General features: G+C 33.6%; 26 protein-coding genes. 6 read left to right on the top strand and 20 right to left on the bottom strand.

Going from position 1 to position 25650, the window contains the following annotated elements; all coding sequences use genetic code 11:
* Window positions 1–11 precede the first annotated feature (11 nt).
* The 12 genes from GIY83_RS22220 to GIY83_RS22165 all read right to left on the bottom strand — a co-directional run bounded on the left by GIY83_RS22220 (window position 12) and on the right by GIY83_RS22165 (window position 12789).
* A complete protein-coding gene (locus GIY83_RS22220; RefSeq protein ID WP_208683491.1) occupies window positions 12–872 on the bottom strand; it encodes a prephenate dehydrogenase in 861 nt (286 codons plus the stop codon).
* 113 nt (window positions 873–985) lie between these two features.
* A complete protein-coding gene (locus tag GIY83_RS22215) occupies window positions 986–2131 on the bottom strand; it encodes a pyridoxal phosphate-dependent aminotransferase (RefSeq protein WP_194617778.1) in 1146 nt (381 codons plus the stop codon).
* Window positions 2132–2237: 106 nt separating this feature from the next.
* Entirely contained in the window at window positions 2238–3065 is an 828-nt protein-coding gene (locus GIY83_RS22210; RefSeq protein WP_194617777.1) for a prephenate dehydratase, read from the bottom strand.
* Window positions 3066–3554: 489 nt separating this feature from the next.
* Window positions 3555–3734, bottom strand: coding sequence for a type II toxin-antitoxin system RelE/ParE family toxin (locus GIY83_RS22205; protein WP_194617776.1), 180 nt, complete (start codon window positions 3732–3734; stop codon window positions 3555–3557).
* Window positions 3734–3940 (bottom strand): addiction module protein, encoded by a 207-nt coding sequence (locus GIY83_RS22200; RefSeq protein WP_194617775.1) that lies wholly within the window; start codon window positions 3938–3940, stop codon window positions 3734–3736. Before GIY83_RS22200 ends, GIY83_RS22205 begins: the two co-directional genes overlap by 1 nt.
* Before the next feature lie 186 nt (window positions 3941–4126).
* The gene (locus tag GIY83_RS22195) at window positions 4127–5293 is read right to left on the bottom strand and encodes a DUF1501 domain-containing protein (protein WP_208683489.1); all 1167 of its coding nucleotides are present in this window, start codon (window positions 5291–5293) and stop codon (window positions 4127–4129) included.
* Window positions 5294–5305: 12 nt separating this feature from the next.
* Window positions 5306–6703: a DUF1800 domain-containing protein gene (locus tag GIY83_RS22190; RefSeq protein ID WP_208683487.1), complete on the bottom strand. Its 1398-nt coding sequence runs from the start codon at window positions 6701–6703 to the stop codon at window positions 5306–5308.
* A 173-nt stretch (window positions 6704–6876) separates the two neighbouring features.
* The gene (locus GIY83_RS22185; RefSeq protein ID WP_194617772.1) at window positions 6877–7149 is read right to left on the bottom strand and encodes a hypothetical protein; all 273 of its coding nucleotides are present in this window, start codon (window positions 7147–7149) and stop codon (window positions 6877–6879) included.
* A gap of 394 nt (window positions 7150–7543) precedes the next feature.
* Window positions 7544–8038, bottom strand: coding sequence for a hypothetical protein (locus tag GIY83_RS22180; RefSeq protein ID WP_208683485.1), 495 nt, complete (start codon window positions 8036–8038; stop codon window positions 7544–7546).
* 204 nt (window positions 8039–8242) lie between these two features.
* Window positions 8243–10639, bottom strand: coding sequence for a ribonucleoside-diphosphate reductase subunit alpha (locus GIY83_RS22175; protein ID WP_194617769.1), 2397 nt, complete (start codon window positions 10637–10639; stop codon window positions 8243–8245).
* A gap of 266 nt (window positions 10640–10905) precedes the next feature.
* On the bottom strand, window positions 10906–11883 hold the full coding sequence (locus GIY83_RS22170; protein WP_029270611.1) for a ribonucleotide-diphosphate reductase subunit beta: 978 nt from the start codon (window positions 11881–11883) through the stop codon (window positions 10906–10908).
* Between the two features lie 336 nt (window positions 11884–12219).
* Window positions 12220–12789, bottom strand: coding sequence for a DUF3109 family protein (locus GIY83_RS22165; RefSeq protein WP_208683483.1), 570 nt, complete (start codon window positions 12787–12789; stop codon window positions 12220–12222).
* A gap of 307 nt (window positions 12790–13096) precedes the next feature.
* Here GIY83_RS22165 and GIY83_RS22160 point away from each other — a divergent pair, with 307 nt between their 5' ends.
* From GIY83_RS22160 to GIY83_RS22150, 3 genes are all read left to right on the top strand, one after another.
* Window positions 13097–13675 (top strand): MarC family protein, encoded by a 579-nt coding sequence (locus GIY83_RS22160; RefSeq protein WP_194617767.1) that lies wholly within the window; start codon window positions 13097–13099, stop codon window positions 13673–13675.
* 107 nt (window positions 13676–13782) lie between these two features.
* On the top strand, window positions 13783–13983 hold the full coding sequence (locus tag GIY83_RS22155; protein ID WP_017496183.1) for a hypothetical protein: 201 nt from the start codon (window positions 13783–13785) through the stop codon (window positions 13981–13983).
* A 1-nt stretch (window position 13984) separates the two neighbouring features.
* A complete protein-coding gene (locus tag GIY83_RS22150) occupies window positions 13985–14590 on the top strand; it encodes an FAD-dependent oxidoreductase (RefSeq protein WP_194617766.1) in 606 nt (201 codons plus the stop codon).
* 274 nt (window positions 14591–14864) lie between these two features.
* On the opposite strand, the gene GIY83_RS22145 is transcribed toward GIY83_RS22150, so the two are convergent.
* The 5 genes from GIY83_RS22145 to GIY83_RS22125 form a co-directional block, all read right to left on the bottom strand.
* Entirely contained in the window at window positions 14865–15176 is a 312-nt protein-coding gene (locus GIY83_RS22145; protein ID WP_194617765.1) for a hypothetical protein, read from the bottom strand.
* 76 nt (window positions 15177–15252) lie between these two features.
* Window positions 15253–15618 carry a nuclear transport factor 2 family protein gene (locus GIY83_RS22140; RefSeq protein ID WP_194617764.1) on the bottom strand — a complete coding sequence of 122 codons (366 nt, stop codon included), beginning with the start codon at window positions 15616–15618 and terminating at the stop codon, window positions 15253–15255.
* A gap of 19 nt (window positions 15619–15637) precedes the next feature.
* Entirely contained in the window at window positions 15638–17215 is a 1578-nt protein-coding gene (locus GIY83_RS22135; protein WP_194617763.1) for a S41 family peptidase, read from the bottom strand.
* Window positions 17215–17646 (bottom strand): dCMP deaminase family protein, encoded by a 432-nt coding sequence (locus GIY83_RS22130; protein WP_065448582.1) that lies wholly within the window; start codon window positions 17644–17646, stop codon window positions 17215–17217. Before GIY83_RS22130 ends, GIY83_RS22135 begins: the two co-directional genes overlap by 1 nt.
* Before the next feature lie 5 nt (window positions 17647–17651).
* Window positions 17652–18245, bottom strand: coding sequence for a HupE/UreJ family protein (locus GIY83_RS22125; RefSeq protein ID WP_208683482.1), 594 nt, complete (start codon window positions 18243–18245; stop codon window positions 17652–17654).
* A 169-nt stretch (window positions 18246–18414) separates the two neighbouring features.
* Between GIY83_RS22125 and GIY83_RS22120 the strand changes: the two genes are divergently transcribed.
* Window positions 18415–18846, top strand: a complete 432-nt coding sequence (locus GIY83_RS22120; protein WP_173971414.1) for a TerB family tellurite resistance protein — start codon at window positions 18415–18417, stop codon at window positions 18844–18846.
* 131 nt (window positions 18847–18977) lie between these two features.
* On the opposite strand, the gene fbp is transcribed toward GIY83_RS22120, so the two are convergent.
* Entirely contained in the window at window positions 18978–19985 is a 1008-nt protein-coding gene (fbp, locus tag GIY83_RS22115; protein WP_194617761.1) for a class 1 fructose-bisphosphatase, read from the bottom strand.
* 263 nt (window positions 19986–20248) lie between these two features.
* Between fbp and GIY83_RS22110 the strand changes: the two genes are divergently transcribed.
* Both GIY83_RS22110 and GIY83_RS22105 read left to right on the top strand, forming a co-directional pair.
* The gene (locus GIY83_RS22110; protein WP_208683480.1) at window positions 20249–20737 is read left to right on the top strand and encodes a GNAT family N-acetyltransferase; all 489 of its coding nucleotides are present in this window, start codon (window positions 20249–20251) and stop codon (window positions 20735–20737) included.
* A gap of 197 nt (window positions 20738–20934) precedes the next feature.
* Window positions 20935–22197, top strand: coding sequence for an aspartate kinase (locus GIY83_RS22105; protein WP_194617759.1), 1263 nt, complete (start codon window positions 20935–20937; stop codon window positions 22195–22197).
* A 76-nt stretch (window positions 22198–22273) separates the two neighbouring features.
* Here the strand turns inward: GIY83_RS22105 and GIY83_RS22100 are convergent, their stop codons facing one another.
* Window positions 22274–24451: a TonB-dependent receptor domain-containing protein gene (locus GIY83_RS22100; protein ID WP_208683478.1), complete on the bottom strand. Its 2178-nt coding sequence runs from the start codon at window positions 24449–24451 to the stop codon at window positions 22274–22276.
* Window positions 24452–24564: 113 nt separating this feature from the next.
* On the bottom strand, window positions 24565–25626 hold the full coding sequence (locus GIY83_RS22095; protein ID WP_208683476.1) for an AraC family transcriptional regulator: 1062 nt from the start codon (window positions 25624–25626) through the stop codon (window positions 24565–24567).
* Between the last annotated feature and the right edge of the window lie 24 nt (window positions 25627–25650).

The raw sequence follows: 25650 nt of genomic DNA, 5'->3' as shown, positions 1-25650 counted from the left end.
TTAATTTTAATTTATTTCTTAGTTGTTGTTAATCCGTTTAATATTTCTTTGATTTTATTCGTGCTTTCCATTTCTTCAAAAATGGCATTGTAATTTTCGTCTTTTAACAAATCCCTAAACCGACTCAGATTTGAGATATATTCTTCTAATGTTTCGATAACATGTTCCTTGTTCTGCTTAAAAATTGGTGTCCACATTGCAGGAGAACTTTTTGCTAAACGAACCGTACTTTCAAATCCACTTCCGGCCATATCAAAAATATCCTGCTCGTCTTTTTCTTTGTTCATTACCGTTTTCCCGAGCATAAACGAACTAATATGCGACAAATGCGAAACGTAAGCAATATGTTTGTCGTGCGAAGTTGGGTCCATATATCGAATCCTCATTCCTATTTCGCTAAAAAGCTTTAACGCCTTTTCCTGCAATTTAAAAGTGGTTTTTTCCACCTCACAAATAATGTTTGTCTTTCCTTTAAACAAACCTCTTATCGCTGCCGAAGGTCCTGAGAACTCCGTTCCTGCTATAGGATGCGTTGCAATAAAATTTCTTCTTTTTGGGTGACTGGCAACAGCATCACAAATTGGTTTTTTAGTCGAACCTACTTCAAAAACAATTGTTTTATCTCCAACTAAATCCAACACTTTAGGTAAAACCACCAGCGCCACATCCACAGGAACCGAAACAATTACAAAATCAGCATCGGCCAATTCTTCAAAACTTCCTGCCTGATCAATAACACCTAAATCAATTGCTTCCTGCAAGTGTTTTTCATTATTGTCTATTCCAAAAATAGTGGCATCAGGATGTTGGTCTTTGATGTCCAGCACCATCGAACCGCCTATTAACCCTATTCCTATTACGTATACTTTCATAATTCTTTTTATTAGAAGTAAAGCTTCTTTATAAATTCCAAAATTTTAAAATTCCAAATTCCAATTGGAACGGGCTTCGACTTCGCTCAGCCTGACATTCTAAAATCTAAAATTTAAAATCGGTCAATCGCTTCTTGTACTTTTTCTTCTTTCACACACAACGAGAATCTGATATATCCTTCACCATTACTTCCGAAGATTGTTCCCGGTGTTATGAAGATATGTTTCTCGTATAATATTTCGTCAATGAACTTTTCTGCTGATTCAATTCCTTCCGGCAATTTTGCCCAGACAAAAAGCCCGACTCCTTCTTTATAAACTTCGCAGCCTAATTTTTCTGCTAATTTTTCTGTTAATTCTCTGCGGCGTCTGTAAATTTTGTTTTGGTCTTCGAACCATGATTTATCACAATTCAACGCTGCAACAGCACCTTTCTGAATTCCGTAGAACATTCCGCTGTCCATGTTGCTTTTTACTTTTAGAACTGCATCGATAATTTCAGGATTTCCTAAAACCATTCCCACTCTCCAGCCAGCCATGTTGAACGTTTTACTAAGTGAATTCAATTCTAAAGCCACTTCTTTTGCGCCTTCAACCTGCAATAAACTCATTGGGTTATCATTCAAAACAAAACTATACGGATTATCATTAACCAATAATATGTTGTGTTTTTTAGCAAAAGCAACCAATTTTTCAAATAACGCTAAACTTCCTCTTGCTCCTGTTGGCATGTGCGGATATCCCAGCCACATAATTTTTACTTTCTCGAGCTCTAATTTTTCCAGAGCTTCAAAATCCGGTTCCCAGGCATTTGTTTCTTTCAGATCATAATAAACCGGAACTGCTCCCACCAAATTAGTTACCGAAGTATACGTTGGATAACCCGGATTCGGAATTAAAACGTGATCACCTTCATTTAAAAATGCAAGCGAAATATGCATGATTCCTTCTTTCGAACCCATTAAAGGCAAAATCTCATTATTCGGATTTAATTCAACACCAAACTGATTCTGATAAAAATCTGCCATCCCTTTTCTCAATTCCGGTAATCCCTGATAGCTCTGATAACCATGCCCGTTTTCATCCTGAATTGCTGCGGCAACCGCTTCAATTACTGCTTTCGACGGACTCAAATCAGGGCTTCCAATTCCCATATTGATGATAGATTTTCCTTCAGACTGCAGTTGACGAACTTCTCTCAATTTTGAGGAGAAGTAGTATTCTTCAACTGTATCTAATCTTTTTGCTGTTGTAATCATTTTTAAATTTGCTTTAGGCTTTAAGCTGTATGCTTTAGGCTTTTTTTTATTTTATAACTTTTCGGGCTTCGACTTCGCTCAGCCTGACAATTGGAATTTCCTTTTTTTAAGGCTTAGTATTCTTATATTCTCCTAATACTTTAAAATATTCTGCCATAATATTCAATAACGATTTGGCTTTTGCAAAATCTTCGTATTTCTCAAATGTCACATCTACGAAAAATGAATATTTCCAGGGAGTTTCAATTTTTGGTAATGATTGAATTTTTGTCAAATTCAGTTTACAATCGCTCATGACATTCAAAACTGCTGCTAAACTTCCTCTTTTGTGATCCAATTCAAATTTGATTGACGCTCTGTTGATTTCGTTTTCAGGCAAAAATGAATTTTGCTTTTTGATAATCACAAAACGGGTCATATTGTTTTTGATCGTTTGAATTTCCGGCGCAATAATATCAAGATCATACATTTCTGAAGCTACTTTACTTCCAATGGCAGCAATTCCGGTTAATTGTTTTTCCTGAATTCTTCTTGCTGTTTCAGCGGTATCTTTGTCTTCAACCAACTTAATGTTCGGATATTGTTTTAAGAAATCCATACATTGTAAAATTGCCATTGGATGCGAATGAACTTCTTTTACATCTTCAATTTTCTGCCCTTTCAGCGTCATTAAATTTTGACTAATATTTAGATAATGCTCTCCAATGATGTGTAAATTATTCTTATCAATCAAGGCATAATTCGGAATAATTGGCCCTGCAATCGAATTTTCTATCGCCATTACTGCCTGATCAGATTTTCCTGAAAGCAGGCTATCAACCAATTCTTCAAAAGACAAACACTCATCAATAGCCACATTTTCAGAGAAATACTCTTTCACTACCTGATGATGAAAAGAACCTTTAATACCTTGTATTGCAATTTTAGTTGTCATATATTCAAAAAAAAATCCTGATTTTCATCAGGATTGTATATTAGTTTTATTTGTCTTTTAAATTTTCTCAAATAACCATAGCACAATCCTCACTTCTACTAAAGAAGAAATAAAAAGAGTTGCTAAAATAAAAACGGTTATTAGACATTTTGTTTGTGTTTTTCAATAAATTCTCTGCGAATGTATAAATTAATTTCAGTGCACCAAAAAAAATATTGCATTTTATGAAACAAAAAAGGATTTCTTAACAAATTTAGCAGGTTTTGTATGATAATATAAAAATATGGACTTAAAATGAGATATTTACAATGGGGTTTTCTAAGATGCTAAGATTCTGAGTCGCTAAGTTTTTAAGTTTTTCACTTATCGCTTAATCTTTTGTCCAATTTTTAGGATAACGAGAAGTATGAAAAACACCGATAACAATTATTTCATCTTTTTCAAACCGATAATGAATTCCATAAGGGAATCTTGATATAAATCTAATTTTTACATTTTTACATTTTTATATTTTTTCTGAAAAGCATTCGGGTTTCTTGAAATTTCATCAAGTCCCGCTTCCAGACAAAGTTCAAAATCATACGAAAGTCCTATTCTTTGTTTTTCATACCAAATAATAACATCTTCAACATCAAATAATGCTTCTTTGACAAACCTAATTCTATGCATTATCTAATCGATCTTAAATGAGCCTTAAGCTCATCCCAAGTATATAATTCAGTTTTTCCCTCTTCTAAATTTTCAATACGAATATCAAATTCTCTCTTCACATCATCAGAAACTTCTAAATTCTCTTTAGAAACACTATCCCACAATTGTTCTGCCAAAACAATTTTTTCAGCATTACTATATTTAGATAAATTTTTGATTTCCATATTTTCAGTATTACTAATATTATCAATGTAACAAATTTAACAAAAATTACGATGCATTGAGTTTAATAAGAAAGCACATTTTTTTCGCCACGAATTCACGAATTAGCGCAAATCATTGTGGTTATTTAATTCAAATTTCACAAATTATAGATTCAAATAATTCGTGAATTCGTGGCTAGCTCTTACTCAAAAGAGTCCCGAAACAGGTTTATTCGAAATACCAATTTTAGAATAATCGAAATTCATTTTTTGTTGCAATAATGAAGCATACACACTTCTGAAATCAATTTCATATTTTAAATCACCATTATCAAGATTAGATAAATCCGGATTATTACCTAAAATTGTTCCTTTGTTATTTCCTCCAATTATAAACATTGGCGCAGCAGTTCCGTGATCGGTTCCGTTTCCGTTGTCTTTTACTCGTCGCCCAAATTCAGAGAATACTACTATTGTAACATTTTGAAGCAATTGTGCTTGTTTTAAATCTTGGTAAAAACTGTACAAGGCATTATTTAAATCGGCTAATTTTTTCTCGTGAATCGCAAGTTGATTGTCATGTGTATCAAATCCGCTAAGCGAAGTGTAATAGACTTTTGAATTTAGATTTCCTTTGATCAATCGGCCAATCCATTCTAAGTTTTTAGATAACTCGGTTTTAGGATAACTGATTTCTGATTTTGATTTCGCCAGGGCTTTCTGAATTTCATCTGATCCTTCGGTAACGGAATTGGCTATTTTTCGAACAAAATCTAATTGCGGATTATCTGATAAGGTTACATTTTCTTCTTTTTCTGATTTTACTTTGAATCGGTTTGGATCTTTTACCGTTATCGAATTAGGCTCTAATCCTCTTAATGCAAGATTATCGATCGAATCCAGATTGATTCCTGCCGTTGCCTGATGCCCGTTGCATTGCAAATCGAGATAACGTCCCAACCAGCCTTCGTTGATGTATTTATTCGAATCAGCTGCGGTTTGCCAAATTTCCTGACTGCGAAAATGCGACCGAATTGGTTCCGGATATCCAACATTCTGAATCACGGTTAAATCTCCGTTTTGCTGCATTTGAGCAAAATCTTTTAACGAAGGATGAAATGCCATTCCGTTATTTTTTCCGATCACGACATCTTTATTCAAAGCAATTTTAGTCCGTAAATCATAATACAACGGATTGTCGTACGGAATAAAAGTATTCAATCCGTCATTTCCTCCATTCAATTGTACAAACACAATACATTGCTCCCCGCTAACCAAATTATTTTGCGTACCAAAAGCGTGTAAAAAATCAGGAAGTACCAGCAATCCACCGGTAAAAGTTCCTGTAAGCGTTAGAAAATTCCTTCTGTTCATAGCTGTAGTTTTCTAAATTAATTGATATTCGGGCAATTTCGTGATATAATCAAAAAGTCGTATTACGGCAAAATTGGCGTGTGCTTCTTTTGGGTCAAAATCGTATTTCAGTAAATTCTCCATATCCTTTTGCATGGAATCATTTACTTTGAATAATAATCTGTTCGATAATTCTGTAATAATGGTTTTATTATTTCCCTCTGGATTAAAGTCTATTTTTACATCGATTTTCTCCAATTCTGTCTTTGGTTTATCTGTGTCCGAAGTCATGGTATTCAAAATTTTTCTGGTAATACTTCTTCCGCTGCAAAGCAAATCTGAGGTATTGTTGCGTTGCAAATAAATCTGAGAGGTCAGCCAAGAATTTCCGCCATCCCAACCTTTTACATTAACTTGATTATACAAATCCATTCCTTGTTGTTTCAGGAAAAACATAACTATACCGTCATCAAGATCATCAATATGCAATTCATCCAAAAGCTGTAAAATATAAACCAGCGGATCTTTAATTTTAGTTCCTGAATTCTCTTTTTTATATTCTTCGGTAAAAATTTTGGTTAGTAAAGGCTGTATTTCAAACTTTACTTTTCTGAAATAATCGCCGTAATAGGTCACTAATTCTTCTGACGGATGATCATAAATAAACCATTTTAGAATTTTTCGGGTTATGAGATACGGAATATTCTTTTGCTCAAAAATAATATCGACGAGATCATCTGAGTTCCAATTTCCAGTTTTACCGAAATACGTTTTATTGGTATTGTCCTGTGCAAGGCTTCGATAAATTGCACCATCATCTCCGTAGTTTAATCCGGCTAGAGCTCTTGCGCCTTCTTTGATATCATTTTCGGTATAATTTCCAATTCCAATTGTGAATAATTCCAGTAATTCCCGACTTAGATTTTCATTATATTTTCCTTTTTTGTTATCGACATTGTCAAGGTATTTGACCATTGCATTCGATCTTACGATTTGCTTGGTAAGTTCTTTGAAGTTTCCAAATGCATGTTCGCGCAAAATCATATTGTGCTGGTAAATCCAGTAATTGACTTTTACTTTTTGGGTTGTAGAAACAAAATGATTGTGCCAGAAACAAACCATGTTTTCACGCAACGGAAATTCGTCATTTCGCATTTTACCAATCCACCATTTTTTTAATTCAACTGCGGAATAGATTTCTTTTTTTTGAATCTTTTTCTTTTCTTCTTTATCAGCAGTTTTTATCGCTTCTCGCAGTTCTTTGAGTTCGATTAATGTTTTGGGATCGTCATTTAAAAAAGCAGGAAGTTGTGTATCGAATTTTGAATCATAGGAGTGTTTTAGAAATTTTTCTAATCCTAGTTTTTCAATTTTATCGGATTCTTTTCCGGAAAAACCCAACCGTAACGACCAAAGATTGCTTTTTTTCATAACACAGGAATCTGTTTAGCAATAAGACTCTAGTTTCTCTTAAAGGTTTAATTGAGAAAGGCTCTGAGTTATTTAGATGCTAAGGTGCTAAGTTTTAAAAATCTTTGGTAATAATTAGAACGGGGAATTTTTGGGGATATTGTTCTATTTATATTAACACGAAACGGACGGAATTAATATATTATAAGAAATTCATCAATAAATTCCTTTTCCTCGTTGATGTATAAAAAATAGTCTCCAACTTCTTTTTGATTTTGAAGAATATTCAATTTAATTTCAATACATTGAGTTGGAATAAAATCGTGATCTATTACAATAGAAATAGACTTTGGAAAGATTATAGAAAGATCATTAATCTCTAATTCATCAGAATCTAGTTGATTAAAATAATCATTAGCCAAATTATAATAATCATCTTTATTCTTGTAAATAATATTTAAGTCCATAAAATATTTCAATTTTCTATTTTTCTCCAATAATATTTGGACTGATCTACATTATCAAACAAAAAAGTAATTTTCTCATCACTTAGAATTATATACCTACTTTCTCTCTTATTCTGATCTTCGATAAGCTTTAATGTATCCTTGATAATAGTCCAATTTCCATATTCTTTTGAAGTTCTTAATGGAATATTTTTTCTCGCCATTTTTCTTGACGAAAATTTTTGATTTATTAAGCAATATCTCGAATCTTCTTCTAACATTAAAACATTAATATCATAAGAATAACCAACTGCGGATAAGAATCATAAGTAATTCTATAAATAATATCCTTTTTTTGAGCATAAAGAGAGCCAACCATCAAAAGCAAAAATAACACAATCTTCTTCATTCGAAACTATCTTTTTATTGCATCAAAATCTTTTTTTGTCATCATCTTTTTATCAAGCATAAGTTTTAACCAATTTTCAATTGGCTTCTTAGAAACTTTGTCTAGCTTGCTAATATCATTTTTTGAGGAATTAGAATAATCGACACCATACTTCTCGTACAATGCTTGAAGATAATCATAATATCCTCTTTCATTATTGTGTTTTAAAGCCATGATTTTGGCGTAAGTCATCAAAGTATCTGTACGTACTTCTATACTACATTCTTTAAAATTATAAAAAAGCTCTAAGTAAGCATCTTCATCGCCCTTCTTTTTAACTCTATTAACCAAGGTATCATAATTAGTCCTTATAGCATTCATCGTAACAACCTCGTCCTGATCAACATCACTAGAATCGTTTTCCTGCTTTGCAATCTTGACTTCTTTTATATCTTTAGTTTCTTTCTTTTTGCATGAAACAAAAAAGAGCACTAACAATATAAAGATAATTCTACTTTTCATAAATTTCTATTGAATAATGATTAGCCCGCGATTGAAGTGGAAATCCTTTTTATTTTTTTCTTTAAAAAATAAAAAGATTGCAACGAAAAGCGGGAAATAGCTCCTAAAAAAAAAGCAGCTATCATTACAATAACTGCTTTCTATAAATTTAAAGATATAAATCTTTCTTCTTTATTCTATTTTCTTTATTCTAATAAAAAAAATTTAAGACCCACACATTTCACAATCATCAGGCTCTGCTGCTTGTGCTTTCAAAAGCATTGCTTTGTAATCCTCAACGCTGATTGCTTCTGTTTCCGGAACTAAAGTTACCGGTGCATCTTCTTCTTTTTTATCGTTGTTTAATGTGAATTTAATCGCATCAACCGCAGATTTTGTTCTTAAGTAATACATTCCTGTTTTCAAACCTGATTGCCAAGCGTAGAAGTGCATTGACGTCAATTTAGAATAGTTGGCATCTTGCATGAACAAGTTCAATGATTGCGATTGGTCAATAAAATAACCTCTCTGACGTGACATATCGATAATGTCTTTCATCGACATTTCCCAAACTGTTTTGTATAATTCTTTCAGGTCTTGCGGAATCACATCAATATTTTGAACTGATCCGTTATGACGCATGATTTCTTGTTTCAATGTTTCGTTCCATAAACCTCTGTCTACTAAATCGTGAAGTAAATGTTTGTTTACTACGATGAATTCTCCAGACAATACACGACGTGTATAAATGTTTGATGTATAGGGTTCGAAAGCTTCGTTGTTTCCAAGAATTTGCGAAGTCGAAGCAGTTGGCATTGGCGCAACTAATAGTGAGTTACGAACTCCGTGTTCCATTACTTCTTTTCTTAATGAAGCCCAGTCCCAACGTCCTGATAATTCTTCATCTTTCATTCCCCACATATTGTATTGGAATTCTCCTTGTGACATTGGAGATCCTGCAAATGTAGAATATGGCCCTTCTTCTTTCGCCATTTCCATAGAAGCAGTTACAGCTGCGAAGTATAATGTTTCGAAAATTTCCTGGTTTAATGCTTTTGCTTCATCGCTTGTAAACGGCATACGCAACATGATAAAAGCGTCTGCTAATCCCTGAACTCCTAATCCTACCGGACGGTGGCGTAAGTTAGAATTTTCAGCTTCTTTTACCGGATAGTAGTTTCTGTCGATTACTTTGTTCAGGTTACGGGTTACACGTTTTGTAACATTGTAAAGCGCTTCGTGATCGAATTTCCCGTTTTCAATGAACATTGGTAACGAGATAGAAGCTAAGTTACAAACTGCAATTTCATCTTTAGAGGTAAACTCCATAATCTCTGTACACAAGTTGGATGAACGGATAGTTCCTAAATTCTTGTGGTTCGATTTACGGTTTGCCGCATCTTTGTACAACATATAAGGCGTTCCTGTTTCGATTTGTGACTCAAGGATTTTCTCCCATAATTCACGTGCACGAATGGTTTTTCTACCTTTTCCTCTAAATTCATAATCAAGGTACATGGTTTCGAATTCTTCTCCGTAAACATCGTATAATCCAGGGCATTCGTTTGGACACATTAAAGTCCAGGACGCATCTTCCTGTACACGTTTCATGAATAAATCCGATGTCCACATGGCGAAGAATAAATCTCTTGCACGCATTTCTTCTTTTCCGGTATTTTTCTTTAAATCCAAAAAATCGAAGATATCCGCATGCCATGTTTCGATGTAAATCGCAAAACTTCCTTTACGTTTTCCACCACCCTGATCTACATAACGAGCCGTATCGTTGAAAACCCTCAACATTGGTACGATTCCGTTTGAAGTTCCGTTTGTACCACGAATGTAAGATCCTGTCGCACGAACGTTATGAATAGAAAGACCAATCCCTCCCGCTGATTGCGAGATTTTAGCCGTTTGTTTTAATGTATCATAAATACCATCGATACTATCATCCTGCATTGCCAAAAGGAAACAAGAAGACATTTGTGGTTTTGGAGTTCCTGCATTAAACAACGTTGGCGTTGCATGCGTGAAGAACTTTTTAGACATTAAATCGTAAGTTTCGATTACCGATTTTAAATCGTCAAGGTGAATACCAACCGAAACACGCATCAACATATGTTGTGGTCTTTCGACGATTTTTCCGTTTATCTTTAACAAATACGAACGCTCTAAGGTTTTGAACCCAAAGTAATCGTAATTAAAATCTCTTGTATAAATGATATGTGAATCTAAGAATTCTGAATTTTCCTGAATTACCTTGAATACTTCATCCGAAAGTAACGGAGCATCTTGCCCGTTTCTTGGATTTACGTAATGGTACATATCTTTCATCGTTTCTGAGAACGATTTTTTTGTATTTGAATGTAGGTTCGAAATTGCCACACGCGCTGCTAATTGTGCATAATCAGGATGCGCAATTGTCATAGAAGCCGCCGTTTCTGCCGCAAGATTATCCAGTTCAGAAGTTGAAACCCCATCATACAATCCTTCGATAACTCTCATGGCTACCTTAACAGGATCTACAAGTTCATTTAAACCGTAACACAATTTTTTGATTCTTTCTGTAATCTTATCAAACATTACGGGCTCTCTGTGGCCATCTCTTTTTACTACATACATAAGCTTACTAATTTTAGTTATTGAAAAAATGAAAGACACTGGAATAACGATTCCCAGTGCTTAAACATTGCGTGTTTTTAAATTATTTTTTGAGAATTGCAGGATTCTCAATAGTTATCTGTTCCAGCCTAAAAAATAGACCGAAAAGGCATTAAAAATTGTTATTGAATCTGCGATTTGGGAAAGAGATTCAATCGAAAAATGTTCTGTTATAAAATTTTATTCTTTTTAGCGTTTCGAGGTAACGCCAAAATTATTTTTGTTGTCTAAAAATCTGCATCGAATGAAATTTTCTGAGCATCACTATCGGTGTTCATCACACCTGATTTTTGATACTCGGCAACACGTTTTTCAAAGAAATTGGTTTTTCCCTGAAGTGAGATCATGTCCATGAAGTCAAACGGATTCGCTGACCCATATACACGCTCGCAACCTAATTCTACTAATAATCTATCGGCAACAAATTCTAAGTATTGCGTCATTAAAGCAGCATTCATACCTATTAAACTCACCGGAAGTGATTCTGTAACAAATTCTCTTTCGATATCTAAGGCATCAACAATGATTTCTTTAATTCTGTCTTTTGGCACTTTGTTGATCAGGTGATGATTGTGTAAGTGCACTGCAAAGTCACAGTGTACACCTTCGTCACGGGAAATCAACTCGTTAGAAAAAGTTAAACCTGGCATTAAACCACGTTTTTTCAACCAATAAATAGAACAGAAAGCACCTGAAAAGAAAATTCCTTCAACTGCGGCAAAAGCAATTAGTCTTTCGGCGAACGAATCAGATTCAATCCACTTTAAAGCCCAGTCTGCTTTTTTCTTAATTGCAGGAAAAACTTCTAATGCATTAAACAATTCTGCTTTCTCCGCTTCATCTTTCACGTAAGTGTCAATTAATAAAGAGTAAGTTTCGCTGTGAATGTTTTCCATCATGATCTGGAAACCATAGAAAAACTTCGCCTCAGCATACTGCACTTCGTTTACAAAGTTCTCAGCAAGGTTTTCATTTACAATTCCGTCAGAGGCAGCAAAGAATGCCAATATGTGTTTAATGAAATATCTTTCGTCGTCACTAAGTTTATTGTTCCAATCTGTCAAGTCCTGGTGTAAATCGATTTCTTCAGCAGTCCAGAAACTAGCCTCCATTTTCTTATACCATTCCCAAATATCATGATGTTTGATAGGAAAAATAACGAAACGATTTTTATTTTCTTGTAATATTGGCTCGACTTGTGACATGGTAATTTTTATTTAATTTTTGTACTGAATTTTTACTAATTCAATAGACTACAAAGATTGTCAATTATCGCTAAAAAAGAAAGCCAAACTTATTCACAATTCGACGTAGTTTTTAACAAAGGGAAAAAAATGAGATATTTTTCAGACAATAATTAATTTACTGTAAATGAATGTTTTAAAAACGAATAAACGACCTAAAAGCCCGTAAAATATAGACTTTTTATCATAAAAAGCAAGAAATTTTGAATTGTTTTTAAAAGTTTTTTTTTGAGTTAAAACTATATTTTTTGAGTTAAAATATATCACCCAAAAGCAGTAACTAGAGCGCTTGGATTTTTAAGATTTTTTAAGCTCTTCGGCCACTTTTTCAAGCTCCAAATACCAATCTTGACCAAAACGGCGAATTAATGCTTCTTTGACAAATTTATAAACAGGAACTTCGAGTTCTTTACCTAAAGAACAGGCATCATCGCAAATATCCCATTTATCATAATTGACTGCAGCAAATTCCGTAAAGTCTTTTACACGAATTGGGTATAAATGACAAGAAACCGGTTTTTTCCAGTCTACGATTCCTTGGTTATAGGCTTGCTCGATTCCGCAAAGAGCTGTTTTTCCGTCAAAAATAACGTAAGCACAATCTTTTTCATCGATTAATGGTGTTTCAAGATCTCCATCTGTTCCCTTTACCCAAGTCCCTTGCGCTTCGATAGCAGCAATTCCTTCTTTGCGTAAAAATGGTTTAACTCTAGGGTAAATCTCTTCCATGATTTTAGTTTCAGCTTCACTCAAAGGCGCACCGGCATCTCCGTCAACACAGCAAGCTCCTTTACAAGCTGACAAGTTGCACACAAATTCTTTTTCAAGAATATCTTCTGAAATAATTGTTTTTCCTAATTGAAACATGATACTAAAATACTGAAATTTATAAAGTGCAAAGATAGACAAAGAAAACAGATAAAACACTCTTAATATTTAACCGCAAGGCACGCAAAGATTTACGCAAAGATTCGCAAAGCTTTATCACTTTTTATCCCTTGCGTACTTTACGTAAATCTTTGCGAATCTTTACGGTTAAATTATCTTTTGTTACAAATATCACTTTTTCAACAATCAAAACGTGTTTTTATAACAAAAATACATCGTATTAAAAAAACACCTACCTTTATTATCTACCTTTGCAAAAATTTTAAACGCTTAAAATCAAAGTAATATGCTAGAAATCGACTTTAAAGAAATAATTACTGTTGGGATGGTACTTTTTGCGGTTATCGATATCGTGGGATCAATTCCTATTATTGTGAATTTAAGATCTAAAGTTGGACATATCGAATCTGAGAAAGCTTCGATTGTTGCAGGACTTATTATGATTGTGTTTCTTTTTGTTGGAGAAGGTTTCCTGAGTCTTATAGGTATCGATGTGCATTCGTTTGCCGTTGCGGGTTCTTTTGTATTATTCTTCCTGGCTTTAGAGATGATTTTAGGAATCAGAATCTATCGTGACGAAGAACCGGGATCGGCTTCTATTGTTCCATTGGCGTTTCCGTTAATTGCCGGAGCAGGAACAATGACCACTTTATTATCGTTACGATCTCAATTTCACACCATTAATATTATTATTGCTATTTTACTCAATATCATATTGGTTTACATCGTTTTAAAATCTTCTAAGAAAATAGAAACTTTATTAGGAGAAAACGGACTTGGCGTGGTTCGTAAGACATTTGGAGTGATACTTTTAGCGATTGCTGTTAAATTATTTGCTGCTAATGTTAAAGGTTTGTTCGTCTAACAATTATTTTTATAAATTTACCCCATAAAATTTCTAAAATACAACTTTAGGACATTTTTTAGGTCAAAGAGTTTTACTTTATTATTTTAGGCAAACAAACAACCATTATGAAAATTTTCACTTCAATCTTAGTGCTTTTAGCATTAGCTTTAATTGTATTTAATATTACGTTGCTAGACTTTAAAAATCCTTTTCAGGGAGACAGTGTAGTTGCTTTTATTGGAATTGCAGCTTCATTTTGTGCCGTTTTGATTCTTTTAATCTTTAGAATTTCTAAAAGAATCGAAGAGAAAACAAACGGACGATAATATGTTTGACGTTTTAATTATTGGCGGAGGAGTGTCAGGCATGTCTTGTGCCCTTGTTTTAGGCTCAGCCAAAAACAAAGCTTTTGTTACCGATAAAAAAATCGGAATTTTTACACATCAAAAAAATTCTTCGTTACAAGAAGCAATTTTCTACAATGCTTACGGCATAACACCAGGCAAACTAGGTTCTGAGTTACTAGAAGAAAGTACACAGGATTTAGCGACAACGTATCCGCATATTACCCAGATTGCAAATGAAAAGGTAATTAAAGTAGAAGGCTCATATCCTGAATTCACGGTTACTACAAACAAAAACTCATACCAAACAAAAAATATCGTTGTTGGGATTGGTTCTGCCAATACTTTTGACATCGAAGGTTTGACACAATATGTAGAATCTCACAAAAAAGCATTACCCGAAAAACAACGTATTCAGCTTAAAAACGACGATCATAAAGTAACCGACGGTATTTATGTCATTGGAACTTTAGCAGGCTGGAGAAGTCAATTGGCAATTGCTGCCGGAAGTGGCGCTGCTGTCGCCACAGATATTCTTACTTTATGGAATAACGGCGTGCAAACTCATTCGCACGATAGCATTCGATAGTTTTTTTTTATTTTTACCATTAAGATATTAAGAAAATTAAGTTTTGGCTGAAATAAATTTAGTCCTTTACAAACGAAATCTAAAACATAAGTTTTTATATATTGAACCATTAAGAGATTACCAAAATTAAGCTTTGAGACTTAATAAACTTAATATCTTAATGGTTTAAAAATTTTATCATTTCAAGTCTTACGTTCTAAAAAAGAAAAACCATCAAGAATCAAGCTTAATAACTTAATATCTTAATGGTTTAAAAATTTTAATGTTTCAGATCTTACTTAACCGAAACAATTTCTTTTACTGTGATATGTTTTTCAGTATCTGTTTTCCAGATTTCTCCTTTTACTGATACCTCATCGCCTTCTTTAAACCTTTTGTAGTTTTGTGGCCCTCCAACATTTACAATGCTTACAGTCGCAAAATAAACCTCATTTTTATCAGTATTGATTTTGGCTGTGTAGCCGTCTTTTCCGTTTTCTATAGATTCGACTTTTCCTGAAATGGTATTTTTATCTTTCATACACGCGCAAGAAATTACAAAAGTCGTTAGTAATATTAAGAAACTTATTCTTTTTAGATTTTTCATGTTTATATTTTAAATGTAAATCTCGCTCTTTATAAGTGAAACTTATTACATTATATTTTAAAAAATTATTATTATTTTATTGTAGCGCAACGCAACTTCCTGCTATTACTTTTAGGCTTTCGCCGAATTGTTTCCAGACTCTTATATAACGAAACGAATTAGCAATGGGATTATTATCATAAGTGCCTTTTAATAAAATGATGACGCTAACTACTGCCGTATCCTCAATTATATTAATAATTTGATCTGCAGCTTCTAATGTTTCGATTTTCACTTTGCCTGAGCGATACGTTTCTAAATCAAATTCTTTTGTGATGGTTTGTCCGTCCGATAAATTAAAAAGTAAATCATCGTGCAATAATTTATCCAACGCTGCAACATCGGCAGTTTTAATTACCGTTAAAAGTTCGATTTCAGCATTTACAATAGTTTCTATTTTCATCTGATACAAAATTTAAGGATTACTTTTTCGGATTCAAAACGGCTTTTATCATGGCATCGTCTTTTAAAATAACATCATAATAATACAATTCGCCGTACAATTGTCGGGCAAACTCTGCGGTAATGTAACGGTTTACCAAAGCTTTAGTTTTATCTAATTTCAGATCTAAGCCTGTCATTAAAATATAATTTCTGAACTTTCTAAAATAAGCATCAGAGCTTTTCATCTTAGCCAAAAATTCATTAAAATGAAGTCCGGCAAAAGCATCTCTGTTTTTGTCTAATTCTTCAAAAACAAAGTGCCCCACGATTCCGGTTTGCATTAAATACGCCACATTTTCATTTCCGTGTTCGGCTTCAATTGGTACAAAAACGTCGGGAACAATTCCGCCGCCGCCATAAACAATTTTACCTTTTGGAGTTTTAAATTTTAGAGAATCCGCTACTTTTATGCTGTCTTTTGCATAAAGTTCACCTGATTTTATACGCGATTCTGATTCTTTATAATATTCTTCGTTTCCTTTTTTATACGGTTTCTGAATCGATCTTCCCGTTGGTGTATAATATCTCGCCACGGTTAATCTTACAGCAGATCCGTCGTTGAAATCCATTTCACGCTGCACCAATCCTTTACCAAAAGAACGACGACCTACAATCGTTCCTCGATCACTATCCTGAATTGCTCCGGCCAGGATTTCGCTTGCTGAGGCGCTATTTTCATTAATTAAAACATAAACTTTTCCGGTTTCAAAACTTCCTGCTTTTGTAGCAAAAGTTTTTTCGGTGGTTCCGTTTTTATTTTTTGTAAAAACAATCAGCTGTTTGTCTTTTAGGAATTCATCCGCAATTGCAATCGCTTCTTCCATATAACCACCGCCATTATCACGAAGGTCAATGATAAGTGATTCAATCCCGTTTTGTTTTAATCTGGTTAAACCGGTTTTGAATTCGTTAAAAGTAGTTTCGGCAAAACGGTTAATTTTTATATAACCTGTTTTATTATCCAACAATAAAGAAGCATCAACACTTTTTATAGGGATAATATCTCTTTTTACTTTAAATTTAAGTTTCTTTTGTTCTGATTTTCTAAAAACGGTCAATTCAATTTCAGAACCTTTTATTCCTTTTAATTTCGAAAACAAACTGTCTGATGGCAATCTTCTGCCATATAATTTCGTTTTTCCTGCAAATAGAATTCTATCTCCCGATTTTAATCCGGCTTTTGCCGAAGGTCCGTTTTCGACAGGCTTTATAATCGCAACAGAATCTTTATACATATAAAAATTAATCCCGATTCCCACGAAATCACCTTTCATACTTTCAGCCACTTCAGCTTGCTCAGTTGGCGGAATATAAACAGAATGCGGATCTAATTTTGAAAGAATATTATCTACGGTAAGATTGACAATAGAATCTGTATTGATGCTGTCAACATATTCGTTATTGATAAAATCAATGAGTTTATTCAGCTTGGTTTTCGAGTAATTTTTAGCCAAAAGCTGATCATCAACGGGAGCACTTGTAAGGCTTCCGATGACTATACCAAGAGCAAAAGTTGCTCCGATAATGATTGGCAAATATTTTGAGTTAAGTTTCATTACTCTTCTAAAACAGGAATATGTTCGACTTCGACACCTGCTTTTATTAAAAACTGAATTCCGGAATCATCGCGATATCCGTTATGATATACCACTCTTTTTATTCCTGACTGATGTATCAGTTTGCTACATTCTTTGCAAGGCGAAAGCGTAATATACAAAGTGGCTCCTTCGCATGATTGTGTAGATCTTGCTACTTTCAAAATTGCATTTGCTTCGGCATGCAGAACATCCCAACGGGTTAATCCGTCTTCGTCTTCGCAACAATTTTCAAAACCGGATGGTGTTCCGTTGTATCCATCAGAAATAATCATTCGGTCTTTTACGATAATGGCGCCTACTTGTTTTCGTTTGCAATAGGAAAGTGCTCCCCATTCTGTCGCAATTCGCAAATAAGCTTTATCGTATTTATTTAATTTTTTTTCTTCCATTTATTTTATCTGTTCCAAATAGGGCTTTCGATAATCATTGGAACTACTACCCCAATGATAAAAGCCGACATTACCAGCGCCCAATCGCGTTTTGAAAAACGAAATACGGTTTGCACAATATAGGATATAATTAGTACCACAAACACTACAACTAACTGAGCTGCTTCGATTCCTAACGCAAACTCGCCTAAAGGTAGTAATTTTGAACTAGGTGATCCTCCTAAAATGGTCTTGAAATAATTTGAGAATCCAAGTCCGTGTATAATCCCGAAAAACAAGGTTACAAAAAACACTAAATTCAATCCATCGCTCTTTGAGGTTTTCCCTGCTGTAAAAAGATTAAAAACCGCCGTTATTAAAATGGTTATCGGAATTAAAAATTCGACTGTATTTACTTTTATGGCAATGATTCCGTAAACCGAAAGCAATAAAGCCAATGTGTGACCAATTGTAAAAACAGAAACCAGAAGCAAAATGCGTTTCCAGTCTTTGAATAAATAAGGGGTTGTTAATGCGATTAAAAAAAGAACGTGATCGTAAGCGTGAACATCTAAAACGTGCTTTAATCCTATTTGAAAATAAATCCAAAATTCTGACATACGGGTAATACTATTAAATGATTAGGGGTTGTAAACTTACGATTTATTTTGAAAATTTAAAGACGTCTCATATTAAATCAATGAATATTGAAAAGTTAAAATTTATGAGAAAATTAAAATTAATAAATTAAAATAAAATTTATCTTTGCCTTATAAAAATCAACAAATTATGCCATTTTCAGAATTATTTGATAACGAATTCAAAGAAAGAAACAGAGGCCATTTCTCTGCAATTGTTCGTGTAGCTTTCGCTGACGGAAAAATTAATGAAGAAGAACAAACGTTTTTAGATAAAATAGCTTCAACATTACAAATTTCAGAAGAAGAATACAACGAAATCCTTAAAGATCCGTGGAAACACCCAATAAACCCACCTTACTTATACACACAACGTTTAGAGCGTTTGTATGATTTGGCAAGAATGGTTCACGTAGACCACCATTTAGGAGACCAGCAAGAAGTGATGTTAGGCCGTATGGGATTAGCTCTGGGATTTACACCAGGAAACGTAAATTACATTGTTAGAAAAGCATTGTCTTTAGTAGATAAAAAAGTAGATTTAGATACTTTCCTTTTCGAGATGGAAAACATGAACAAATAAGGAAGTATTCAGTTTACAGTCACAGTATACAGTACTAACGTAAATAAATAAACCCGACAGATTTTAAAAATCTGTCGGGTTTTCTATTTATACTTCAATCTGAGACTGAAAACTGAGACTGAGACTGTAAACTAGAGCGCTTCTGCCATAAACTGCTCAGCTTTTTCTACCATATTATAACTTCCGCAGAAAAAAGGAACTCTTTGATGCAGTTCTGTTGGCTGGATTTCCATAATTCTTCCAAAACCATCTGTTGCTTTTCCTCCTGCCTGTTCTGCTATAAACGCCATTGGATTGCATTCGTATAATAAACGCAACTTTCCTTTTGGTGCTTTTGAACTTGTGGGATACAGGTAAATTCCGCCTTTGATCATATTTCGATGAAAATCAGAAACTAAACTTCCAATATATCGGGAAGTATAAGGTCTGTCTTCTTCTTCTCTTTGACAATACTTAATATAGTTTTTTACTCCTTGGGGAAAATGAACATAGTTACCTTCATTTACCGAATAGATATTTCCGTTTTGAGGAAATTTCATATTTGGATGTGAAAGATAAAATGTACCAATTGCCGGATTCAGTGTAAAACCATTTACGCCATGACCTGTTGTGTAAACCAACATGGTCGAAGTTCCATAAATTACATAACCTGCTGCAACTTGATTGATTCCCGGTTGTAAAAAATCCTCGCTTGTTACCGGGGTTCCTATTGGAGTTATTCTTCTAAAAACAGAAAAAATAGTCCCTACAGAAACATTTACATCAATGTTTGAAGATCCGTCAAGCGGATCCATTAAGATCACGTACTTATTATTATGACTGTTGTCGCTCCCCTGAACAGTAATAAAATCGTCGTTTTCTTCTGAAGCAATACCACAGACAATCTCACGGTTTATTAACGTCTGGATAAATACTTCGTTTGCATACACATCTAATTTTTGTTGGTCTTCGCCTTGCACATTTTGTTCGCCTGCAGCGCCAATAATGTCTACCAGTCCGGCTTTGTTTACTTTATAGTTTACGACCTTGGCCGCCAAACGTATAGAGTTGATAATTCGGGAAAGCTCCCCCGACGAATACTGAAATGCTTTTTGGTTCTCAATAATAAACTCTCCTAGTGTTTTATTGCGTTCTTCCATTACTATATCGTTATAGATTTTGATTATAAGTCACAAATATCGCTTTTTTTGTGAGAATGATTCAAAAATTATTTTGTTAGTTTGCCACTATTGTATATTTGCTAATTAAAAGCGAGAAGTATCAAATAAAAAAATGCATTTTTAGCTAATAAACGCTTAACAATAAGAATATATGAATTGCCCCTACAAAAAATTCGTACAAGGAAATTTTAAAATATAAAGAGGTAATAGTATATTTAGGAAGAAAATAAAATTTACAGAATATGAATATTAGAAAAGGAAATCCTGAAGACATGGAATCGGTTTTGGGATTAATACAGGAGTTGGCAATATTCGAAAAAGAACCGGAGGCCGTTGTAATTACTGTAGATGATTTAGTGCGTGATGGCTTTGGTGAAAAACCACTATTTAATGTTTTTGTGGCAGAAATTCAAGATGAATCAGGCAATAAGGAAATAGTTGGAATCGCGCTTTACTATTATCGTTACTCTACCTGGAAAGGTAAAACCATACATCTTGAGGATTTGATTGTAAAGGAAAAAATGCGTGGGACAGGTTTAGGATCTGCACTTTATGCCGAAATCATGAAACAAGGTAAAAAAGATAATGTTCGAAGAATAGAATGGAATGTTCTGGCCTGGAATACACCAGCGGTAAAGTTCTACCAAAATTCAGGAGCTAAAATTCTTGAAGACTGGCAAGTGGTTCAAATGGACGAAAACGGAATTAATTCGTTCCTGGAAAAATTGTAAAGAAAATATTACGACACCGATTAAAAGGATTAAAATGATTTTTAAAATCTGTGTCAATTCGCCACGAATTTCACGAATTTTCACTAATTAATTAACTAAAAAAATCAGTGAAAATCATTTTAATCTGTGGCAGAAAATAAAAAAATACTAGATTTCATTTCAATCTGAAATCTAAAATTAAAAATCTAAAATTAAAAATGAGAGTATTTAAATTTGGTGGAGCATCAGTTAAAGATGCTGATGGAATTAAAAACGTGTATGACGTTTTACAAAAAGTAGGTTATGAAGATGTGATTTTGGTCGTTTCGGCGATGGGAAAAACAACAAATGCTCTTGAAGTTGTCATCAAAAATTATTTTGAGAAATCGGCAGAGTTAAATTCATCTGTACAGGAAATAAAAAAATATCACAATCAAATATTATTAGATTTATTTGAGGATGAAAAACAGGAGGTTTTTACGGCTGTAAAAGCGCAGTTTTCTGAATTAGAATATTTCCTTGCACATAATAAGTCTCCTAATTACAACTTTGTTTACGATCAGGTGGTAAGTTTTGGAGAATTGATTTCGACTACTATTTTAAGTCATTATATGAATTACAGAGGTATTCAGACACAATGGCTGGATGTTCGTAATTTCATTAAAACGAATGCTAATTACAGAGATGCCGAAGTGGATTGGGAAACGACTCAACAATTGATCAGCAAAAATGTAAAACGCAAAATATTAAACATCACGCAAGGATTTTTAGGTGCTGATGAGAATAACTTCACCACTACTCTTGGCCGTGAAGGTTCTGATTATACTGCGGGAATTTTTGCTTATTGTTTAAATGCCGAAAGTGTAACGATCTGGAAAGATGTTCCGGGAGTTATGAATGCGGATCCTCGTTATTTTGAGAACGCGAGTTTATTGAACCAAATCTCGTATCGTGAAGCGATCGAGTTGGCTTTTTACGGTGCAACGGTTATTCACCCAAAAACTTTGCAGCCCTTACAGAAAAAAGAAATTCCGTTATATGTAAAATCGTTTATCAACCCGTTATTAAAAGGAACCTGCGTTTCTAAAGGTGTTGATTTAGAGCCACAATATCCTTGTTTTATTGTAAAAAGAAACCAGCTTTTGATCTCGCTTTCATCAATTGATTTCTCTTTTATTATGGAAGAAAATATCAGCGAAATTTTTGCTTTGTTTCATGAATTTAAAATTAAAGTGAATCTGATTCAGAATTCAGCAATTAGTTTTTCTGTTTGTGTGGAAGATAAATTCGAAAACTTTAATGAATTGAATGCGATTCTTTCGAAAAAATTCAAAGTTGATTATAATGATAATGTAACTTTATATACGATTCGTCACTTTACAGAAAATGCGGCCGAAACTGTTGAAGCAAACAAAACTGTTTTACTAAAACAAGTAAGCCGTGAAACAATGCAAATTGTTACTAAAGAGATTAATAACTAAATCTTTTTTATTTACGTTAATTATATAAATTCAACATATTAAGAAAGGCTTCACATAACTGTGAAGCCTTTCTTATTTACCTCGCTCTATTATTTTCGCTTTGTTCAATCTCTGTTTTCTTAAAAGCCTGTTTCTTTGAATTGCCGAAACTAAAAGTGGCAATCAATTTAAAATAATTGGTTGTATAGGTTCTGTGATAATAGATTTCGGTTTGTCCTACGTCATAATTACCAGAAACCATAAAGTCATGAAAGATATCATTTGCGGTAAAATTGAGTTTTAGGGCCTCTTTAAAAAAGTTTCTTTCGATTCCTACAGTCACTGTCGATCTGCTATTTTCACTTCGTAATCCGTAGCTTTTATCGCCAAGATACCAGGCAAGCAATTGAACTTTAAAAAGATTCGGAATGGTAAATGTATTATTCGAATACAGATAGATTTGAGGTTTGACCGGACCCAAAGCATATTCATAAAAATTATCGATCGATTTACTTAAATTCATACTAATTGTATTTGTTGAATTCCACCATTTGTTTGTAAATGATCTTGAAAGCGAAGTGAAAAAAGTATGTTCTTTTTCTATATTTAATGATCTCAAAATATAACTGTTAGATGTATCGCCACGCAAAGCAGCTCCAGAAATTGGATCGATTTTATAGGAATATCCTATTCTAAAATCGAACTTTTTGTACATCGCACCAATTTCAAAGGCATGAACTTTTTCAGGTAATAAATTAGGATTTCCTTCTATAGTGGTAAACGGATCCTGATAAATAACATACGGATTCAACCCCTGATATCTGGGCCTTGTTATTCTGGAAACATACGAGATATGCGCTTTCAAATCATCCGAAACATCCATATTTAGTAACACATTAGGGAAAAAATTGCCATAACTTTTTTTGAATTGCTGAATCCCGTTTGCTGTAGTATACAAATTATAACTCGTCCATTCGCCTCGGGCACCAAAAGAAAAATTAAACTTCTTTCCTAATGAACTTCCATAATTAAAATAAACAGCACTGATTTTTTCAACGTATTTAAAATCACTCGAAAGTTGATTATCAGGTTCAAAATCGCCATTTTCTGTATCAGAAATCAGGAAATCTGTTGCTGATTGTACTTTCGCATTGCTGTATTTTGCTCCGGTTTCGAGCTTTGTATTTTCATTTATCTTTTTAGAATAATCTGCCTGAATGCTTAAAATATCAATTGTATTGTCAACATTATTCTTCAAATACTTTTCAGCATTTCGTTCATCAACCAAACTATTTTCATCAATAAAATCTTTTGTAGTTCCGTTATAATTAGAGTATTGCGTTCCTATAAATAACGACGAACCCTTACTATCTGTTATGGCATTATAATTTAGATTAATGAACTGATTCAGCAATACATCATTTTTAGCAATATCCGTGGCATAAAAACTATTCCCAACATTATTACTGATGGAATTTCGGCTTTCTACGACTCCACCCAAATCTTCAATATTTCCGCTATAGGCCAATGAAATATAATTCTTCTCAGAGAACGTGTATTGCAATCCAAAACCAAAATTCGAATAATTATTAAACTGTCTTTTCCAGTCTGTAGTTAGTTCAGATCGCATGTAATCCTCTGGATCAGGTCGCGTTCTGGTTGTGTATAACAATTCGCGGCCTTTGCCTAATTGCAATCCGTAATTAGTAATAAACGAAAATTTGCCTTTTGTATAATTAAAATCCAGAAGTGTATTGGTACTCGTTCCAGCAAACTCAGAAATGGTCATTTGCTGACTCGCCGTTCCCATCATACCGTTTTCGATATTTTTTTTGGTAATAATATTGATAACCGCTTTTCCTTCGGCGTCGTATTTTGAAGATGGATTTGAAATGACTTCGATTTTTAAAATTTGAGAAACCGCAATTGCGGCAAAACGTTCGTAATTAATCAAAATTCCGTTAAGGTAAATAATCGCTTCTCCTTTTCCGAGAACACTTATTTGTCCCTCGGCTACAATAACATTCGGAACCCTGCCCAATAATTCATTGACAGAACTACTTGTCGAAAGCAACGTGTTAGCGACATTGACATCAAGATTTCCGTTGGCAGAATACTTTACCAATGAAGTTTGTTTTTTGATCACAACTTCATTTAACTCATTATTTTGATTTGTAATTTTCTCGGGAATTGTTGGCTTGGATTGTGCTTTTATTTCTAAGGCATAAAAAAGAAAGCAATAAGTGTAAATGAAAACAGAAACTGGGAATCTCATAGATTTGGCAATTTAAAATTTGACTTTGTTGAGACAAAAATCTATTCTAAATTGCAGGGTGAAGTAATCGAAACAGAAATCAGGAGTACGAATTTATAAATTCACACTAAGCTTTAAGCCTGTAACGCCTGAAGTTGATAATTTAAAGGTGTAGTTCCGGTATGTTTTTTAAAGGCGGCAAAAAATGTCGATTTAGAATTAAAACCTACATCATAACCAATAGATTCTAACGTTAGCTTATCATTTGAGGTGATGATTTTGCAAGCTTCGTTTATCCTGAACTCATTTACAAAACTGGTGAAATTCTTATTCAGATTACTATTTAAAAACTGCGACAATTGATGACTTGAAATGTTGAGTTCCTGAGATAAATCCAGCAAACTTAGATTGGAGTTTTTATACCATTCTTTTTCGATCATTATTTTTTCCAGTTTTGCGGATAAAATTTTGGCCTCAACTGAATCTATTTTTTTGCCCGAAGTTTTAGGACCATTTAATAAAAACAAATCATCCGTTTTTTTTCTGTGTAAAAGAATCGAAATAATTAAATAAAGAATAAACGAAAAAACTATTGCTCCACTAATATAAGTAGCTGCCGGACCACGTACTATAGCAAGAAAATAAAAAAAGAACAACAGAAAATTACCCCAAAAAATCGTCCCGAACCACATTTCTGCCGGAGTTGTTTTGTGCTTTCTATTTACGATTTTTGCCAATATTTCTCTGATCGCAAAACCGGAGAAAACAATATAAGCAAACCATTGAAAATAAATAATCCAAATAAAAATTTGGTTCCAAAGCAAAGGATAATATTCATACGGATAAACAATTCCTACCGATACAATCAATATTGCCCAGAATAAAAGTGTGCCTTTCCAGGATTTCGGCATTATATTAATTTGGGCAACAGCCGATTTCAGGAAATAATACAAACATGGACCAATAAAAAAACAAGCGGTTAACCCAATTTGTAAATATAATCTAGGTAATGTGGGATGAAAATACACAAACACTGATTTTCCAATTCTGATGCTTAGGGCAAATAAAAGAGCCCCCAGAAAATAATTGGTCAGGTATTTTTTCTTTGTAAAGAAAAAAAAATAAATACTTAAAATAATTCCGTTGAAAACTCCTAATGCGCTAAAAAAGAATAAGAGTTCTTTGCTGGTATCCATAATTTAAGTTTGTTTTATTCTCAC

Source organism: Flavobacterium sp. SLB02, assembly GCF_009664855.1.
GTDB lineage: Bacteria > Bacteroidota > Bacteroidia > Flavobacteriales > Flavobacteriaceae > Flavobacterium.
Note: the sequence above shows the minus strand (reverse complement) of the source record. Positions and strands in the feature narration are given on the sequence as shown.

Coding starts and splice junctions, on each gene's coding strand:
- GIY83_RS22220 (WP_208683491.1), bottom strand. CDS start 872: ATGAAAGTATACGTAATAGGAATAGGGTTAATAGGCGGTTCGATGGTG.
- GIY83_RS22215 (WP_194617778.1), bottom strand. CDS start 2,131: ATGATTACAACAGCAAAAAGATTAGATACAGTTGAAGAATACTACTTC.
- GIY83_RS22210 (WP_194617777.1), bottom strand. CDS start 3,065: ATGACAACTAAAATTGCAATACAAGGTATTAAAGGTTCTTTTCATCAT.
- GIY83_RS22205 (WP_194617776.1), bottom strand. CDS start 3,734: ATGCATAGAATTAGGTTTGTCAAAGAAGCATTATTTGATGTTGAAGAT.
- GIY83_RS22200 (WP_194617775.1), bottom strand. CDS start 3,940: ATGGAAATCAAAAATTTATCTAAATATAGTAATGCTGAAAAAATTGTT.
- GIY83_RS22195 (WP_208683489.1), bottom strand. CDS start 5,293: ATGAACAGAAGGAATTTTCTAACGCTTACAGGAACTTTTACCGGTGGA.
- GIY83_RS22190 (WP_208683487.1), bottom strand. CDS start 6,703: ATGAAAAAAAGCAATCTTTGGTCGTTACGGTTGGGTTTTTCCGGAAAA.
- GIY83_RS22185 (WP_194617772.1), bottom strand. CDS start 7,149: ATGGACTTAAATATTATTTACAAGAATAAAGATGATTATTATAATTTG.
- GIY83_RS22180 (WP_208683485.1), bottom strand. CDS start 8,038: ATGAAAAGTAGAATTATCTTTATATTGTTAGTGCTCTTTTTTGTTTCA.
- GIY83_RS22175 (WP_194617769.1), bottom strand. CDS start 10,639: ATGTATGTAGTAAAAAGAGATGGCCACAGAGAGCCCGTAATGTTTGAT.
- GIY83_RS22170 (WP_029270611.1), bottom strand. CDS start 11,883: ATGTCACAAGTCGAGCCAATATTACAAGAAAATAAAAATCGTTTCGTT.
- GIY83_RS22165 (WP_208683483.1), bottom strand. CDS start 12,789: ATGTTTCAATTAGGAAAAACAATTATTTCAGAAGATATTCTTGAAAAA.
- GIY83_RS22160 (WP_194617767.1), top strand. CDS start 13,097: ATGCTAGAAATCGACTTTAAAGAAATAATTACTGTTGGGATGGTACTT.
- GIY83_RS22155 (WP_017496183.1), top strand. CDS start 13,783: ATGAAAATTTTCACTTCAATCTTAGTGCTTTTAGCATTAGCTTTAATT.
- GIY83_RS22150 (WP_194617766.1), top strand. CDS start 13,985: ATGTTTGACGTTTTAATTATTGGCGGAGGAGTGTCAGGCATGTCTTGT.
- GIY83_RS22145 (WP_194617765.1), bottom strand. CDS start 15,176: ATGAAAAATCTAAAAAGAATAAGTTTCTTAATATTACTAACGACTTTT.
- GIY83_RS22140 (WP_194617764.1), bottom strand. CDS start 15,618: ATGAAAATAGAAACTATTGTAAATGCTGAAATCGAACTTTTAACGGTA.
- GIY83_RS22135 (WP_194617763.1), bottom strand. CDS start 17,215: ATGAAACTTAACTCAAAATATTTGCCAATCATTATCGGAGCAACTTTT.
- GIY83_RS22130 (WP_065448582.1), bottom strand. CDS start 17,646: ATGGAAGAAAAAAAATTAAATAAATACGATAAAGCTTATTTGCGAATT.
- GIY83_RS22125 (WP_208683482.1), bottom strand. CDS start 18,245: ATGTCAGAATTTTGGATTTATTTTCAAATAGGATTAAAGCACGTTTTA.
- GIY83_RS22120 (WP_173971414.1), top strand. CDS start 18,415: ATGCCATTTTCAGAATTATTTGATAACGAATTCAAAGAAAGAAACAGA.
- fbp (WP_194617761.1), bottom strand. CDS start 19,985: ATGGAAGAACGCAATAAAACACTAGGAGAGTTTATTATTGAGAACCAA.
- GIY83_RS22110 (WP_208683480.1), top strand. CDS start 20,249: ATGAATATTAGAAAAGGAAATCCTGAAGACATGGAATCGGTTTTGGGA.
- GIY83_RS22105 (WP_194617759.1), top strand. CDS start 20,935: ATGAGAGTATTTAAATTTGGTGGAGCATCAGTTAAAGATGCTGATGGA.
- GIY83_RS22100 (WP_208683478.1), bottom strand. CDS start 24,451: ATGAGATTCCCAGTTTCTGTTTTCATTTACACTTATTGCTTTCTTTTT.
- GIY83_RS22095 (WP_208683476.1), bottom strand. CDS start 25,626: ATGGATACCAGCAAAGAACTCTTATTCTTTTTTAGCGCATTAGGAGTT.